This window comes from Capnocytophaga sp. oral taxon 329 str. F0087 (genome assembly GCF_000213295.2).
GTDB classification, from domain to species: domain Bacteria; phylum Bacteroidota; class Bacteroidia; order Flavobacteriales; family Flavobacteriaceae; genus Capnocytophaga; species Capnocytophaga leadbetteri_A.
In genome coordinates this window covers 13,206-28,485 of the sequence record NZ_KN390013.1, presented here as the reverse complement: position 1 = coordinate 28,485, position 15,280 = coordinate 13,206, and the positions used below count along the sequence as shown (strand labels likewise).

16 protein-coding genes and 1 tRNA gene are annotated in these 15,280 nt (G+C 40.7%); 11 read left to right on the top strand and 6 right to left on the bottom strand.

The genetic code is table 11. From position 1 onward, the window contains the following. Positions 1-202 precede the first annotated feature (202 nt). Both HMPREF9074_RS07605 and fabG read right to left on the bottom strand, forming a co-directional pair. The gene (locus HMPREF9074_RS07605) at positions 203-574 is read right to left on the bottom strand and encodes an endonuclease domain-containing protein (protein ID WP_009390260.1); all 372 of its coding nucleotides are present in this window, start codon (positions 572-574) and stop codon (positions 203-205) included. Between the two features lie 560 nt (positions 575-1,134). Beyond that, entirely contained in the window at positions 1,135-1,869 is a 735-nt protein-coding gene (gene fabG / locus HMPREF9074_RS07600) for a flexirubin biosynthesis SDR family reductase FlxB (protein ID WP_009390258.1), read from the bottom strand. Positions 1,870-2,196: 327 nt separating this feature from the next. Between fabG and msrB the strand changes: the two genes are divergently transcribed. The 9 genes from msrB (at position 2,197) to HMPREF9074_RS07555 (ending at position 8,119) form a co-directional block, all read left to right on the top strand. Then, complete coding sequence (gene msrB / locus HMPREF9074_RS07595) at positions 2,197-3,213, top strand: peptide-methionine (R)-S-oxide reductase MsrB (protein ID WP_369700498.1); 1,017 nt, start codon at positions 2,197-2,199, stop codon at positions 3,211-3,213. Between the two features lie 60 nt (positions 3,214-3,273). Then, on the top strand, positions 3,274-3,516 hold the full coding sequence (locus HMPREF9074_RS07590) for a hypothetical protein (protein WP_009390254.1): 243 nt from the start codon (positions 3,274-3,276) through the stop codon (positions 3,514-3,516). Continuing rightward, the gene (locus HMPREF9074_RS07585) at positions 3,513-3,815 is read left to right on the top strand and encodes a plasmid stabilization protein ParE (protein ID WP_009390251.1); all 303 of its coding nucleotides are present in this window, start codon (positions 3,513-3,515) and stop codon (positions 3,813-3,815) included. Before HMPREF9074_RS07590 ends, HMPREF9074_RS07585 begins: the two co-directional genes overlap by 4 nt. Before the next feature lies 1 nt (position 3,816). Then, complete coding sequence (locus HMPREF9074_RS07580) at positions 3,817-4,569, top strand: hypothetical protein (RefSeq protein ID WP_009390250.1); 753 nt, start codon at positions 3,817-3,819, stop codon at positions 4,567-4,569. Positions 4,570-4,943: 374 nt separating this feature from the next. Further along, positions 4,944-5,897, top strand: a complete 954-nt coding sequence (locus HMPREF9074_RS07575; RefSeq protein WP_009390248.1) for a PorP/SprF family type IX secretion system membrane protein — start codon at positions 4,944-4,946, stop codon at positions 5,895-5,897. Continuing rightward, positions 5,898-6,260 carry a dihydroneopterin aldolase gene (gene folB, locus HMPREF9074_RS07570; protein WP_009390247.1) on the top strand — a complete coding sequence of 121 codons (363 nt, stop codon included), beginning with the start codon at positions 5,898-5,900 and terminating at the stop codon, positions 6,258-6,260. A gap of 40 nt (positions 6,261-6,300) precedes the next feature. Further along, positions 6,301-6,371, top strand: a tRNA-Cys gene (locus HMPREF9074_RS07565). A 45-nt stretch (positions 6,372-6,416) separates the two neighbouring features. Further along, entirely contained in the window at positions 6,417-6,797 is a 381-nt protein-coding gene (locus HMPREF9074_RS07560; protein WP_009390245.1) for a hypothetical protein, read from the top strand. Positions 6,798-6,892: 95 nt separating this feature from the next. Then, positions 6,893-8,119: a porin gene (locus HMPREF9074_RS07555; protein WP_009390243.1), complete on the top strand. Its 1,227-nt coding sequence runs from the start codon at positions 6,893-6,895 to the stop codon at positions 8,117-8,119. 178 nt (positions 8,120-8,297) lie between these two features. Here HMPREF9074_RS07555 and HMPREF9074_RS07550 read toward each other — a convergent pair whose 3' ends face one another. From HMPREF9074_RS07550 to HMPREF9074_RS07540, 3 genes are read right to left on the bottom strand one after another with little or no spacing between them, the layout of a single operon-like run. Next, positions 8,298-9,578: a histidine-type phosphatase gene (locus HMPREF9074_RS07550; protein ID WP_009390242.1), complete on the bottom strand. Its 1,281-nt coding sequence runs from the start codon at positions 9,576-9,578 to the stop codon at positions 8,298-8,300. 17 nt (positions 9,579-9,595) lie between these two features. Then, positions 9,596-10,819, bottom strand: coding sequence for a porin (locus HMPREF9074_RS07545; RefSeq protein ID WP_009390240.1), 1,224 nt, complete (start codon positions 10,817-10,819; stop codon positions 9,596-9,598). Positions 10,820-10,825: 6 nt separating this feature from the next. Beyond that, a complete protein-coding gene (locus HMPREF9074_RS07540) occupies positions 10,826-11,602 on the bottom strand; it encodes an acid phosphatase (protein ID WP_009390238.1) in 777 nt (258 codons plus the stop codon). A 497-nt stretch (positions 11,603-12,099) separates the two neighbouring features. Here HMPREF9074_RS07540 and HMPREF9074_RS07535 point away from each other — a divergent pair, with 497 nt between their 5' ends. Both HMPREF9074_RS07535 and HMPREF9074_RS07530 read left to right on the top strand, forming a co-directional pair. Beyond that, positions 12,100-13,284: a porin gene (locus HMPREF9074_RS07535; protein ID WP_009390236.1), complete on the top strand. Its 1,185-nt coding sequence runs from the start codon at positions 12,100-12,102 to the stop codon at positions 13,282-13,284. A gap of 1 nt (position 13,285) precedes the next feature. Further along, entirely contained in the window at positions 13,286-14,587 is a 1,302-nt protein-coding gene (locus HMPREF9074_RS07530) for a hydroxymethylglutaryl-CoA reductase, degradative (protein ID WP_009390234.1), read from the top strand. Positions 14,588-14,597: 10 nt separating this feature from the next. On the opposite strand, the gene HMPREF9074_RS07525 is transcribed toward HMPREF9074_RS07530, so the two are convergent. Continuing rightward, the gene (locus tag HMPREF9074_RS07525) at positions 14,598-15,203 is read right to left on the bottom strand and encodes a hypothetical protein (protein WP_009390233.1); all 606 of its coding nucleotides are present in this window, start codon (positions 15,201-15,203) and stop codon (positions 14,598-14,600) included. Between the last annotated feature and the right edge of the window lie 77 nt (positions 15,204-15,280).

Below are 15,280 nucleotides of genomic sequence, written 5' to 3'. Positions count from 1 at the left end.
GAAATGAGATTATCTCGAAATTCTTTTTTTGTTAATGGCATACCTTACAACTATTTATTTTATCATCAATAACTGTCACGTCCCACCAGTCTCACTTGTCCTACTCGTCTCACCACTCCCACCAGTCTCACCACTCCCAGCCCTCTCAGCCTTCTCATTCCTCCCACTCATACCACAATCACTCGCACCGCCCATTTCATCATTAAGTGCTATTTTTCAGTGTATTAACAGTATTTTCTAATGATAATAACACACCAAAGAGATTTGTATTTATTTCTTCATTTGAAAAACGGACAAATGTTATCCCATATTTTTCTATAGCTTCTTGCCGCTGACAATCTTCTAAGAAGTTAAACTCGTGTATATTGCCATCTACTTCAATAGCCAAAGCCAATTCGTGACAGTAGAAATCTACTATATACCCCAAAATAGGAACTTGTCTATGAAATTCCACTCCTAAAGCTTTTCTTCTTATATGATTCCAAAGAGTTATTTCGCTTGCAGTGCTATGATTTCGCAGATATTGTGCAAAATCCTTTAGTTTAGGGTTGTATGGTATAATTTTGTTTGACATAATTTTGTTGGTATAATTTTATTTATCACAAAGTATTGATTTACTATAAGTTACATTTCCCTTCTATACAGGCCGCTACATCTCCCCATCCTAATGCTCATCTATGCTAACCATCCCATCTTCCGTCACATTCTCCCATCCTAATGCTCATCTATACTAACCGTCGCATCCTCCCATCTTAATGCTCGTCTATGCTAACCATCGCATCTCCCCCTTTGAAGGGGGCTGGGGGGATGTTTTATTTAAAAGATGTGATATCTTATTTACAAAGTGTTATATTCTAAAAGTCTTTACCTAACCATCACATCCTCCCGTCCCAATGCTCGTCTATGCTGACCGTCACATCTCCCCCTTTGAAGAGGGCTGGGGGGATGTTTTATAAAGGATCGATGTTTTTATTTAAAAGATATGATATCTTATTCACAAAATGCAATATTCTAAAAGCCTTTACTGACCATCACATCTCCCCGTCCCAATGCTCGTCTATGCTGACCGTCACATCTCCCCCTTTGAAGGGGGCTGGGGGGATGTCTTATAAATGTGCAACATTAATCATCCCCCTACGAATAAATCCCTCCATTAATATTAATAACTTCCCCTGTGATATAAGAAGCTTTTTTAGAAACGAGGAACGACACAAGGTCAGCAACCTCTTCAGCCTCACCAAACCGACCTACAGGTATCAGCTTTACCAAATCCTCTTCTTTAAGCGAGGATGTCATATCGGTGCGGATAAACCCAGGGGCAATAGCATTAACGGTAATATGCCTTTTAGCGACCTCTTGTGCCAGAGCCTTAGTCGCAGCAATGATAGCGCCTTTGGCAGCCGAGTAGTTCGTTTGTCCTGCGGTACCTTTTACGCCCGATACCGAAGCAATGTTGATAATGCGCCCGTAGCGGTGACGCAACATCTTCTGAATGAAGAAGTTAGTAACGTTGTAAAAACCATCGAGCGAGGTAGAAATAACCTTGCTCCAATCTTCGGGGGGCATCCACATAAAAAGCCCATCGCGGTTGATGCCCGCGTTGTTCACAATCACCTCTACCACAGCGTCTTTGTTATCGTGTTGCCATTGGGTAAGGGCTTTCACAGTGCTCTGGTGGTCAGACACATCAAAGCGAATAATCTCACCTTCACGACCTAATTTTTTAACGTGTCCTAAGGTTTCTCGGGCAGCAATTTCGTTGCTTTGGTAGGTGATAAGCAAGTGATAGTCAGTATCCTGAGCGAGTTTCTCAGTTATGGCACGACCTATGCCGCGCGAGCCTCCGGTAATAATAGCAAATTTTCTCATATTCAGTTACGTTTATTTTCGAGCGACAAATATACGAAACATTTTACTAATTTACAAAATCTTTTTTCTCTCCTTAGGTACCCTTTACATTTGATATAGGAATGATACAGGAAGAGCGAAGAATAACCAAACGAAAGCCGATGAACTGATTTTAATATTTATTTTATAGTTTGGTATAATTTTTGCATTTTATTTAAAGTTATTAACAACTTAAAAGTTAAAAAAATGATGAAAACATTCGTGCTAACAGCTGTAACAGCGCTCTTTGCGTTGGGCTGTGCCCATAAAAAAACTAACTCTTATACTTCTTATCAAAAAACAGAACAAATGGCTGAAAATCAAGACAAATACTATGAGGTGATAGACGAAGAAGAACCTCAATCTAAAACTTATATCTATTTTGCAGGAGGCTGCTTCTGGGGTACTGAGCACTTTTTTAAGCAAATACGTGGCGTACTCGCTACCGAAGTGGGCTATGCTAACGGCAATCGCGACAAAGCCCCTACCTACGAGCAAGTGTGTGAAGGAAATACAAATTTTGCCGAAACTGTAAAAGTTATTTACAACCCTCAGCTTATCGACCTGCGCAAACTCATCGACCTATATTTCAAAATCATCGACCCAACCTCGCTCAACAAACAGGGCAACGACCGTGGCACGCAATATCGCACAGGCATCTACTACACCGATGCCACAGAAAAACCGCTTATCGAGAAAGCTATCCATCAGCTTGCCACTCAGTACACCAAGCCTATCGTGGTAGAGGTATTGCCTTTGCGCAATTTCTATAAGGCTGAAGAGTACCACCAAGCCTATTTAGACAAGAATCCTAATGGATATTGCCATATCTCGCCTGCTATGTTCGAGTTGGCACGCAAGGCAAATCCGGTACCAACTAAGTACAAACGCCCTGCAGAGAGCGAGTTGCGCAAACTACTGACCCCAGAGCAATACGCGGTAACTCAAGAGAGTGCTACCGAACGTCCGTTTGCCAATGAGTATTGGAACGAATATCGCGAGGGCATTTATGTAGATATTACCACAGGCGAACCGCTGTTTATCTCTACCGACAAATTCGAATCGGGCTGTGGTTGGCCTAGCTTCTCAAAGCCTATTAACAAAAAACTCATCACCGAAAAGACAGACACCTCACACCAAATGGTACGCACCGAAGTGCGCAGTACCTTAGGCAACGCTCATTTAGGACACGTATTCAATGACGGACCTAAAGAGTTGGGCGGCTTGCGCTATTGCATCAATAGTGCCTCTCTGCGCTTTATTCCAAAAGAGAATATGGAAAAAGAGGGCTATGGAGAGTATCTAAAATTGCTAGAAAAGAAATAAAATTGTCTATTAGTAATTATTTTGTAACTTTGCCTTTAGAAAATAAAGCAAATACAAGCTATGACAACAAATACAATTACCTTTAAAGAACATTTACCTTTCGAGAAATATCAATCAATAATGAAATTTTTAGATGATATAGGCGTAGAGGTGATAGAACCTGAACAAACTACTTTTTCTGAACTAACGGCTGATGACCTCAAAAGCATTTACCTATCAAAAGAACAATCCAGAATGGGAATGGTAATAGATCATTCTGAGGTACAAAGAGAGGCTATGGAAAGAAGATATTGCAGAAAATGAGAGTAGTATGGACAACAGAAGCGATAAAAAGCTATTATGAAACTCTTGATTATTGGGATGAGCATAATGGCAGCAACTCCTATTCAATCAAAATAATGACTGCAATAGATGTGTTGATAAAAGAGCTTGTAGAAGACCCTTATTTTTTAGGACAATACGATGAGCAACTAAACCTGCATAGAAGAACTATACTAAAAGGTCGATTTCTTATCTATTATGAAATAAAAGATGCTGAAAGTACTATTGAAATACAATATTTCCGCAGTAGTTATCAAAAACCTCTTTCAAATTATAGCTAAAATGAAACCTCTAAAAAAACTCCTATTCTTTTGTATTGCAGCACTATTTTTTAGCTGTCAGCATACCCCACAACGCCCCGTAGAGATGAGCGACCGGCAAATCTTAGGGCTAACAGATAAAGTGCAGCAAGTCACCCTTATCAGTCAGCATATAGACGAAGAGAAACGCGATACTACCTTTCTAACTTTCGACTCCAAAGGACGGATGACAGAGAAAATAGAACATCTGCAAAAAGCAAAAGATAGCATACTCAAAACCAAGTATGTGTATGACGATGTCCAACACACCCGACTCGCCCAAACTTACAAAAGCGATGGAACGCTCTTAAGCGAGGAGCTGGCAACCTATAATGCTTATAATTTCGTAGAAAAGTACACCCTTACCAATGGCGAAACCAAAGAGGTAATAACCGTAGTTTTCAACTACAGTGCCGACGGACTAAAGGCTGAAGCAAAGGCTACAGACGGAAAAGGTGAGCTATTCCTTACCTCTAACATAGAATACAACCCACGCGGACAAGCCGTAAAAGAAGAGGTGTACATCACCAAAGATAAAAAGCACTCCTCTACCACGTATTATGTGTATGACGAAAAAGGCGCCCTAATAGACAAGAAAGATTATAACATAAAAGAAAAAAACATCAGAAATTACACTTTCACTCATACCTACGACAATGCAGGCAATAAGAAAGAAGAACGCATATACATAGACGGTAATCTTAGTATTATAAACAAAACAGAAATCAGGAAATAAAAAGTTAAAAAAGAAGGGAAATGAGATAGGGGTATAAGGTCTTTAAATGGCAATACACACTTTGCAATAAAATCATTGTTTTAAAAGAATTATCAGAAATAAAACACCCTATTCTTTGCAATTATTATTATAAAAACATCTAAAACAACACATATATAGCAATACTAAATAACATAGCCAAAAGTGTTAAAAAAACTATAAATATGTTAAATCTGCGTATTTTGTAGGTAAAAAAATAGGGTAAGATAAAAAAAATAGGTATATTTGCTGAAAATTTTGCAACTTGTGCCTACGTACTATATAGGTGTAATAGGTGGCAAAACCACAATGAAAAAATAGCAAGCAAACAGTTAAAAAGTTAATTTTTATCGACAATGAAAAGAATAGTATTGTTACTTTTAGCAGTATGTGCTTTTGAGGGGAAGACCCTTGCACAAGAGTTGAACTTACCACAGCAAAACCAGTATTTAGCTGATAGTGAGTTTCTTATAGCACCTACATACGCAGGTATAGGAGACTTCGTGCGCATCCGTCTTTCGGGTATTACCCAATGGGTAGGCGTAAAAGGTGCTCCTGATTATCAATCATTAGCTGGCGATATGCGTTTAGGCGAACGCAGCGGGGCTGGTGTAATGCTTTATAACGACCGCAACGGGCATACCTACCAACGCGGTGGCAAAGTGTCTTTCGCTCACCACCTTACCCTCGACAGATATGATAACCATTTTGTGTCATTCGGTATCTCATACGCTCTTAATACTTTTGAAATTGATATAAAAAAATTCAACCAATCTATTAGAGATCAGGCGGTTACTAACGACCGTTTCACCGTAAACCACAACTTCGACGTAGGGGTACTTTACCGCTACAAAAATTGGTTCGTAAACCTTAGTGCTATGAATATCCTCAACAAAGATATCGAGCATTTCTATAAAGAAGAACCTAAAGCTCTGCGCAATTATATGATTTTTGCCGGTTATCGCTACAAACAAGATAAGAAGAGCAACTTCGAAATTGAACCATCATTGCTATATCAACTTTACGAAAGCGATGGGCGTTCTACTACCGACTTCAACCTTAAATTCCGTTGGATGGACTTAGAGGATTATTACTGGGTAGGGGTGAACTATCGTTCCCTAAATGACCAGTTATTCCGCCCATTAAACATAGGTCCAATGGCAGGACTTAAACGCGGAATGCTTTATTTTGCTTACTCATATCAGCTAACACTCAACGAGATCATAGGCTATAACTCTGGCACACACGTTATTACATTGGGTCTTGACCTATTCCAAGGGGTTAGTAACTGTAAATGTGCGCAACGATAAATGGAACAGATTATTCTTAAAAACATACGCTCATACGCTTATCACGGTTGCTTAAGCGAAGAAACCACTATAGGGAGTGACTACCGCACCGACCTAAAAATCAGTGCTGACCTAAAAAAATCAATGCTCTCTGATGCCCTACAAGATACGGTAGATTATGTACACCTAAACAGAATTGTAAAGGAAGAAATGGCAATACCTGCAAAACTATTAGAAAATGTAGCGGCGCGGATAGTAAAACGCATTTTTGATGAACTACCTGAAGTTCAGAAGGTTACCCTAAAAGTTGCCAAGATAAATCCACCTATAGGCGGAGATGTAGAGAGTGTATCAGTAAAAATAAAACAAGAAAGATTTGGTTAATTAAAAAATAAGATATATCTTTGCACCCAGAATACAAAAAGGCATCGTGGCCGAGGGGCTAGGCGGAGGTCTGCAAAACCTTATACAGCGGTTCAAATCCGCTCGATGCCTCACCTTTTTAAATAAATAATCCCATCTCTAAAAACTTTTCGAAAAATGACAAATGTTCTAGACAAATTTATTCAGGACATGAAGAATAACATTCCTGGTTTTATAGCAGTTTCAGTAACAGAGGTACGTTCAGGTGTATCATACGGTTCTGACTCTGTTGACCCAAGTTTTGACCCTAACCTTGCTTCTGCTTACAACCTAGAAGTAGTAAAGGCAAAACAAAACGCTCTACAAGTATTAGGATTAGCTTCAAAAGAGAGAATCGTTGATATCCTAATTACACTTACAGACCAAATCCACATCATTGACATTTCATCAAATGGTAGCTACATTATCTACTTAGCTGTAGATTCAAACAAAGCGAACTTAGGTCTTACAAGAGCCCTACTTTCTAAATACAAAAAAGATTTAGTAGCTATATTCTAATATAAAGCTATTCATAATAATACAATAATAAAAAAGAGTTCCTTAGCACAAGGAGCTCTTTTTTATTTAAAATTTAAACCAAAATATATTAAAAAATGAAGAAGTTAGTATTTACAGCCGCTGCCCTAATGAGTTTAGGCTACGGCTATGCACAAGACAATACTGTGCCAATGGCTACCCTAACCCCTGCCCAACCTATTGAGCCTGCACAAAAAGTAGAAGAGAAAGTAGAAATTAAATCGGTAGGGCGCATTCATTTTGATGGTGGCGTGTTAGGAGCCAATAACTACCACAACGAGTTTGTAAGTGGTATAGCTCTAGCTGACTTCCGTGCTGGCCTACTAATGCGCTACGGACAATGGAAAAGCAAAATAGAAATGGGCTATGCTAATCAAGCTCTTTCAGTAAAAGATGTATTTATAGAGTACGATTTTAACAAACACACCCTACTTAGGGGAGGTTATTTTCTGCATCAATTCGGTATGCAGAGTGTTTTTGGGGCTTCTGCTAAAATATCAATGGAAGAACCTCTAAGCAATAGTGCTTTCTACAACAATAGGCTTGTAGGACTTATGTTGATGCACCAAAAAGACAAGTTCTTTGGCACATTGAGCCTTTTTGCTGAAAATGAAGTGATGAAGAAGAGTGCTGACAAAACAGGCAGCCAAGGTATGGGTATGATGAGCCATCTATTGTACCGACTCCATCGCGAAGAAGGTAATATCTTTCACATAGGTATTTCAGGAGCTTTTGAGACACCTCGTTATACTGAAGTAAAAGATAATGCAGGAAAAGTAACAGGTATAAGCCATAGTTCTTATGTACTTAAAACATATTTTCCTACACGTATAGCTAGGGTAACAGCACAAGAAGCTACTATTAATAATGCTACCTTCCTCTACAAATTCTCGCCCGAACTCTTATTGGCAAAAGGTCATTGGGGCTTGGAAGCACAGTATTATTACCTAAATGCAAACCGCAAGAGTGGTTTTGAAGCATTCGATGCTAGCGGGGCTTACGCTATGGTGCGCACTATCATCAAAGGGAAGCCATATGCTTATGCCGATGCAGATGCCGTTATGGCAACCCCTAAAGCTGGGGCAATGGAGTTAGTAGCCGGTTATAACTACACCGACCTTTCGAATAGCAAAGCAGGTATCTTAGGGGGCAGACTAAACGATTATTCGCTTACTTTCAACTACTATATCAATAAATATGTAATTTGGCGGATACGTAGCTCATATACCTCAGTTGGCTATCGTAGAGACAGAGAGAACACTAATTTAAGCCTTATAGAAACACGTCTGCAAATCAAATTTTAATTGAGAACTAAAATGAGTCAATTAGCAAACTCTTCATTTCCTAATTGACTCATTTGTTATTTAATGTTACAAGGTTGTCGCAGTATGAAACAACTATTTGCCTATTGCTGAAAATCTTCTGAATTTTGCAGCGTAAAAGTCTTAAGACTTATAGTTCGTTCTTTGACATACTGGGATTTTATTTTATTGCCTCATAGGCACGTATAGCTTTATCAAAGCGGTCATTTACGCTCTCTATAGTGTAAAGTCCATCAGCATTGGCTTGTAGTCCTTTTAACTTAAGCGAGAAAACTACAGGCGGGTTCTCTAAGTTTAGCAAAGACACATTGCGTAGCTGTTCGGTAGTCTGATAAACGATGTTTACCGCTACAAACTCTTTGCCTGCCTTGTCTACCCATTTCTCAAACACCAATTTGCTGCCTATAGGAGTCTTCTTCTCAATCGATTGAGGTAAGCTATATTCTTCTACCTCTAAAGCAGCATTTACACTGGCTATATTAGAATCGTGTCCGCAAAGGAAAGTAAACTTGCGGTTTTTAGCGTTTAGCTCGTCTTTCATATACACCAATAGTGGATGCGCTACGTTTACCGCTACTATAGGTGCCGTGAAGAGCACATCGCCATACACGTCTTTTACCTTAGCTATTTTCTCCCAATCGGCATTGGTAAGCTTTTGTCCGAAAGCGGCTTGTACAGGGTCTGCATCTTCATAATACTGAAGTATAAGTGCATCAGAAGCCGAGTTAGCAAACTTTAGCGAACCTTTCATATTAGGTTCATCTCCTTTTTCTAACTTTAGCTGAGTATTGTAATCGTCGAAAGCACATACCTCACCCGACTGACAAGCAGGAGAATGTTTTAGGTCTAATACCTTTTCAATCAGTTGGTATGAGTCTTTTAAACCTTCGTTGATGCCTACAATACCTTTTTTTCCTCCCATAGCTGCTATTTCTTTAAGTGCTTGTGCCTTAAAGGCTTCACTACTCTTAGTAAGAGCAGGGAAAAACACTGGGTCCATCTTACTAGGAGTAAAACGGTGATTGATATGCAGATTGGCTACCGGCATAAACCCTGATGAGAAGTACTGGGCTGTAGCTATAGTGCGCTGCATACTATTAGCATAAAAGTTTACTTCATCAACAGTGGGGACAGCATTTTCGGTAAAAAGCCCTTCGTTTACCGTCCATTTGCGGAAGAATTGCCCCATAATAGTTTCGAGAACTCCGCCACGCAAAGTCAATTCGCTAGGGGCTGCGCTCCATTTTATCCATTGGTGAGGCGTCATCTTTTGTAAAACACTACCATTTACTGACAATGACGAACGAATATTATGTCTGCTGAGTATTACTACTTCTTTTAGCTTATATTGGTTTTTAAACGCCTCAGAGCGTTGTAGCTGCCCCATTGCTAAAAGTGGGCACAATAGGAGCAACGCTATGTTTATAATTCTTATTTTCATATTGCTTTATTGCTTTGTTAAAATTTAATTTGCAGACGGGTTTCGATAAGGCTCAAATTGGTATTTTCTTTATCCTTACGATAGCCTACAGCAGTGTACGAAGCGCGCACCCTCCAAATCATATATTTATTAATATAGTAGTTGAAAGTAAGCGAATAGTCGTTTAGTCTGCCCCCTAAGATACCTGCTTTGGCATTAGAAAGGTCGGTGTAGTTATAGCCTGCTACCAACTCCATTGCTCCAGCTTTAGGGGTTGCAATACCTCCATCGGCATCAGCATAAGTATACGGACTGCCTTTGATGATAGTGCGCACCATAGCGTAAGCCCCGCTAGCATCGAATGCTTCAAAACCACTCTTGCGGTTTACATTTAGATAGTAATACTGTGCTTCTAACCCCCAATTGCCTTTGGCATACAATAACTCTGGTGAGAATTTATAGAGGAAAGTAGCGTTTTCAATATTAGCTTGCTGAGCGGTTACCTTTGCTATACGTGTAGGGAAAGGCGTTTTGAGCACATAAGAACTATGGGTAACTGTTACTTTACCTGCATTATCTTTTATTTCACCATAACGGGGTGTCTCAAAAGCCCCTGAAATACCTACGTGAAAGATATTACCTTCCTCGCGGCGAGGGCGATACAATAGACGGCTCATCATACCCATACCTTGGCTACCTGTTACTGTTGGACTCTTTTTCATTGCTTCGTTTTCAGCAAAAAGGCTCAATGTACCGAAGAATTTATCTTTTTGGTGCATCAGCATAAGCCCTACAAGCCTGCCATTAAAAAAGGCTTCGTTGCTCTGAGGTTCTTCCATAGATATTTTGAAAGAAGAACTCGTTGCACTTTGCATACCGAATTGGTGCACAAAATAGCCCCCACGGAGTAGTGTATGCTTGCTAAAACCATACTCTATCAGTACGTCTTTCACCGAGAGTGCATTGTAAGCATAGCCGATATCTATCTTAGCTTTCCATTGGCCGTAGCGCGCTCCTAAACCTGCGCGGAAGTCGGGCATCGCTACACCACTAACAAATTGGTCGTGGTAGTGATTAGCCCCAAATACACCTCCATCGATGAGGATACGCCCTGCTGGCTTTATTTCTATTTTCTCTTCAACCTTTTGAGCTGGCTCAATAGGCTGTGCTGGAATGAGTTCTGCCATCGGAGTGCTATTGTCTTGCGCATAGCCGTAGCCTAAACTCATTAGTGCAGCAACTGTAAATACGAACTTCTTCATAGCCTACTATTTAGTTTCACGTTCACTTTTTTTCACTTTGCCCTTCTTTACAAGTTCGGCAAACTCCTTTTTAGCTTTCGCTAATTGTGCTATGAAAGCATCGTTGGCATGTAGGCGTGCTACTACGGCACTAGCTACCAAGCGAGCTGCATCAACATCACTTTGGAAGTGATAACCACAAATCACGCGGCTTTGCCCCATTTCGTATCCACGTTTTAGTATCTCGTTTTGTCTATCTACGTTGATTTCTGCAAGTACCAAAGCTGTAGCCCAACCAATAGCAGTGTGCCCTGAAGGATAAGACCCATTAGTAGAAAGCTCTTGTTGCTGCTCTGGGTTGCAAGTAGTTTTTTCGTAGAAAGCAAACGGACGTACGCGCATATAGTGCTCTTTGGCAGCGCGGGTAGCAAGGTCGCCAGCGTCTTCGCGCATATTTACCACTAACTTAAAGATTTCGGGGGTATTTTCTTTAGAGATTTTCACCCCAAAAGCTTCAGAGAAAGCATTAGGAACCCCTGCTCCATCTACACGCGCATCGGTTACCGCTTGGTCTCCACGAGGGGTACGGCGTTGCATCAATCCCCAGCGATATTGCGCTTCGTCATTTAGGAAGAGGATACTACCCGGTTGTGGTGGCGGTGGGAGCAATTCTAAGCTGTTAGCAACATCACCTATTTGCAAGAAATAAACGTCTGGTTTAGTTCTTACGTCTTTAATTTTCTCTTGTGCCCACGTAGCTACTGACACTGCCAGCAAGGCTACTAGTAATAAATTTCTTTTCATATGATAAAACTTTTTAAATTATTAATTTCACTATCGAAAAAAAGTAGATTTTCAACTCTTTTGCCCTACAAAGGTATAAAACAAGTTTATGTCTTACAAGAAAATTATGATATTTTAACTTTTTGTATAGGTCTTTAGTAATGTATCGGTAGTTAGCCTAAATTAGGTATTGAGAAGAATAAGGAGAAGAAAGCAAATGTTGAGGCGCTTTTTTGCATTATTGTTAGCATTTTTGACTTTTTATTGCGAATTTGTTAATTGCATTTCATTTCTTTAGCTACACTTAGTAACCACTTAGTGACCACTTAGTGGCCTCTTAGTGTATACTTGAGATATTGATAACCTTTTTGAGAAAACGTTGCGAAAAATGTAATTTCAGTAGCTGGCAGTTATCAGACTAATAGCTAACGACTTGATGCTAAGTATTAATTTGCTGTTTCTCAAATTTGCTGAATTGCTAATTGTTTTGTAGCTTTGCGGCATAAATAATTTTCTAAATGATGAAAAAAATAGTTTTTGCCGCATTAGCTTTGGCTTTTACGCTTGATAGCGCAGCACAAGAGGTTGATTCGCTTCCTAAAAAACAGGAGGTTATCCCTACTTTTGCTAAGAAATTGAACATCGATTTGTTTTTTAGAGGAGGCGGTATTAGCGATAGCTATACTGATGACTCTAAGAATAGTACCCACTTTGTGATTGATAACGCACGACTCAATTTGCAGGGAGATTTTAATGAAGACCTTTTTTATAGGGTGCGTTTTCGTCCAAATCTGCCATTCAACGCTACTACGCAAGATGGTGGTACGAGCGCTTTAGACTATGCTTTTTTGACTTACCGCTTTGGGTCTGCCCGCCAGTGGGATGTGACTGTAGGCAAGCAATTGGCTGCTTTTGGTGCTTTTGAGAAGGAAATCAATCCGTTGTACGAATATATTTTCACTGATTACCTAAACGGGGTGTACAACAATGTCTTTCTTTCGGGGCTTACTCTTGGCTATAAAATCAACAGGGCGCATAAGATAGGCGTGCAGTTGCACAATACGGTGAATACTAAATTTGCTAACTTGCTTAGCTCTAAAGGGTTTGTAGCAGGCGATTTTAAGGCTTCGAAAGCTCCTATTGGTATGTACCTCTTTTGGAATACCGATTTGTTGGACGGCAAACTCAAGCTGCGTTATTCTTACAATCTTTCGCAATACGCAGCTAACAATCTAACTCACTCGCTTGCGCTCGGCAACTGGTATAAAAGCGGGCGACACACTCTCTACCTAGACCTCAGCTATACTTATATGGGGGCTGACTATGGGCTTACTGCCTCGCAGCTACTCAGCGCTTATGATGGTTTGGCTAAGAACAATTACCTTATGCAGAAAAACGCTGTGTATAAGCGCGCTGTGTCTCGCTACGACTATCAGCTGACTGACCGCTGGAGTTTGTCGGCTAAACTTGGGATTGAGCAGGCGGGTATCACTCAGCGACTAAGTGAGCAGTTGCGCACTAACTATATTTATTTTGCGGCTGCACAGTATGCGCCACTTCGTGGGCAAGACCTTCGTTTCTATTTAGCTTATGTGGGCAACACTATCAGCTACGATAAGACTTTGCATTTGAAAAACGAACAAATGCACCGCATAGCCATAGGGGCGTATTATACACTACCAATACTAAAGACTAACAACTAAGATGAAACATATAGACGGTTTTTCTAAACTTACCAAAGCCGAGAAGATAGCGTGGCTTTGCGACACGTATTTCACCGAAGTAGAGAATGCCACTGCTCTCTTTGAAAGATATCAGAACGCTGATGCTGAACTGCAAAAACTGCACGATGAGTTCATAGAGAATACAGTTTCTAACTATTACCTGCCCTTTGCGGTAGCTCCTAACTTCGTTATCAACGGACGTACTTATACAGTGCCAATGGTTATCGAGGAGAGTTCGGTAGTAGCGGCCGCAAGTAGAGCAGCTAAATACTGGCAAACGCACGGAGGCTTTCATACAGAGGTGCTCGACACCCAAAAGACGGGACACGTGCACTTCTTTTTCTATGGAGAAAAGGCTGACTTAACTGCTTTTTTCGCTCGTGTGCAACCTTTGATGCTCGCTAATGCTCAGCCTATCACTTCCAATATGGAAAAACGAGGCGGAGGGATTACTTCGCTTACTTTGGAAGATAAAACAGAGGCTTTAGCACATTACTACCAGCTGTCGGCGACTTTTGAGACCCTCGATGCTATGGGGGCTAACTTTATTAACTCGTGCTTAGAGTCGTTTGCCGATACTTTTAGAGACGAAGCCGATAGAGACCCCCTACTACAGGGCAAATACGAGGTAGTGATGTCGATACTTTCTAACTACGTGCCTAATTGTGTGGTACGCGCTGAAGTGTTTTGCCCCGTGAAAGACCTTAAGATAGCCCACTTAGAGGGTGAGACGGCAGCACGTAAGTTTGTGCAAGCTCTTGCTATCGCTAATGCTGATGTATACCGCGCTACGACCCACAATAAGGGAATAATGAACGGTATAGATGCGGTAATTCTAGCTACTGGTAACGATTTTCGCGCTATAGAAGCTGGTGCGCACGCTTATGCGGCTCGGACGGGGCGCTATAAAAGTCTGTCAGATGCGTGGATAACCGGAGATACGTTTCACTTTGCTTTAGAACTGCCCTTAGCATTAGGGACTGTTGGTGGGCTTACAAACTTGCACCCTTTAGTGAAGACTGCTTTAGCTATATTAGAGAAGCCTAACGCACGCGAACTGATGCAAATAGTGGCTTGTGTGGGCTTGGCTCAGAACTTTTCAGCAGTGAGTTCTCTCATCAGCTTGGGCATTCAAAAGGGGCATATGAAGATGCATTTAAACAATATTTTTAATCAATTAGGGGCGAGTGAAGACGAAAAAAAAGTGCTCACCGCCTACTTTAAAGATAAGACGGTGACGCACAGTGAGGTGAAGCGTGAGCTTGAGAAATTGAGAGGATAGTACTGAAATCCTACTTCACTTGGTAATCTTGCCTCTTAGGAGGAACACGACGATCGAAGTTAGGGGTGAGCGATACTACGCCTTTCACATTTTGTAGGGCTGAGACTATCTGCAACAAGCGCTCTGTAGCATAATTAGATGAGAGTATATACCGCTCAGGATTCTTGCTATCAGGGGTAATTGTGAAGCCTAAGCCCTTAATTTCGGCAGGCATAGTAGCGCCTTTTTCTAAGACCACGATTACCTCTCCTTTGAGCAGTAAGCGTGTACCATCGGGCTCTACTAACACGGGCTCTACGCGCAATTTAGGGTACAGTTCTTGAAGATATCTTGCCCGAGTGGGGTAAGTGCCTAAGAACGTTTTCTTGATAACCGCTGTAGTAAATGTGAGATACTCATAGGAGTCTTTTTCAACACGTTGCACTCTTTGCATCTCGTCAATAGCACCTGATATATACAGCTGATTGCGTGCTACACTTAGGGTAATGCGTTCATCTTTTTGTAGGTAGCTCATCTTCTCGGTACTGCTATCCTCATCACTTTGAGCTTTAGTACAAGCGGCTGTTGCACCTATCAGAAGGGCAATAGCCACAAGGGTTTGTGTTAAATATTTCATAATTATCTATTTAAAAAGCGGCGCAAGTTAAGAATTAATTAATAAATAAGCAAATTTTAAATGCGGAGATGCCTCGT

What these genes read in the sequence shown, in the direction of transcription:
- HMPREF9074_RS07605 (WP_009390260.1), bottom strand. Translation starts at nt 574, where the DNA reads ATGTCAAACAAAATTATACCATACAACCCTAAACTAAAGGATTTTGCA.
- fabG (WP_009390258.1), bottom strand. Translation starts at nt 1,869, where the DNA reads ATGAGAAAATTTGCTATTATTACCGGAGGCTCGCGCGGCATAGGTCGT.
- msrB (WP_369700498.1), top strand. Translation starts at nt 2,197, where the DNA reads ATGGCTGAAAATCAAGACAAATACTATGAGGTGATAGACGAAGAAGAA.
- HMPREF9074_RS07590 (WP_009390254.1), top strand. Translation starts at nt 3,274, where the DNA reads ATGACAACAAATACAATTACCTTTAAAGAACATTTACCTTTCGAGAAA.
- HMPREF9074_RS07585 (WP_009390251.1), top strand. Translation starts at nt 3,513, where the DNA reads ATGAGAGTAGTATGGACAACAGAAGCGATAAAAAGCTATTATGAAACT.
- HMPREF9074_RS07580 (WP_009390250.1), top strand. Translation starts at nt 3,817, where the DNA reads ATGAAACCTCTAAAAAAACTCCTATTCTTTTGTATTGCAGCACTATTT.
- HMPREF9074_RS07575 (WP_009390248.1), top strand. Translation starts at nt 4,944, where the DNA reads ATGAAAAGAATAGTATTGTTACTTTTAGCAGTATGTGCTTTTGAGGGG.
- folB (WP_009390247.1), top strand. Translation starts at nt 5,898, where the DNA reads ATGGAACAGATTATTCTTAAAAACATACGCTCATACGCTTATCACGGT.
- HMPREF9074_RS07560 (WP_009390245.1), top strand. Translation starts at nt 6,417, where the DNA reads ATGACAAATGTTCTAGACAAATTTATTCAGGACATGAAGAATAACATT.
- HMPREF9074_RS07555 (WP_009390243.1), top strand. Translation starts at nt 6,893, where the DNA reads ATGAAGAAGTTAGTATTTACAGCCGCTGCCCTAATGAGTTTAGGCTAC.
- HMPREF9074_RS07550 (WP_009390242.1), bottom strand. Translation starts at nt 9,578, where the DNA reads ATGAAAATAAGAATTATAAACATAGCGTTGCTCCTATTGTGCCCACTT.
- HMPREF9074_RS07545 (WP_009390240.1), bottom strand. Translation starts at nt 10,819, where the DNA reads ATGAAGAAGTTCGTATTTACAGTTGCTGCACTAATGAGTTTAGGCTAC.
- HMPREF9074_RS07540 (WP_009390238.1), bottom strand. Translation starts at nt 11,602, where the DNA reads ATGAAAAGAAATTTATTACTAGTAGCCTTGCTGGCAGTGTCAGTAGCT.
- HMPREF9074_RS07535 (WP_009390236.1), top strand. Translation starts at nt 12,100, where the DNA reads ATGATGAAAAAAATAGTTTTTGCCGCATTAGCTTTGGCTTTTACGCTT.
- HMPREF9074_RS07530 (WP_009390234.1), top strand. Translation starts at nt 13,286, where the DNA reads ATGAAACATATAGACGGTTTTTCTAAACTTACCAAAGCCGAGAAGATA.
- HMPREF9074_RS07525 (WP_009390233.1), bottom strand. Translation starts at nt 15,203, where the DNA reads ATGAAATATTTAACACAAACCCTTGTGGCTATTGCCCTTCTGATAGGT.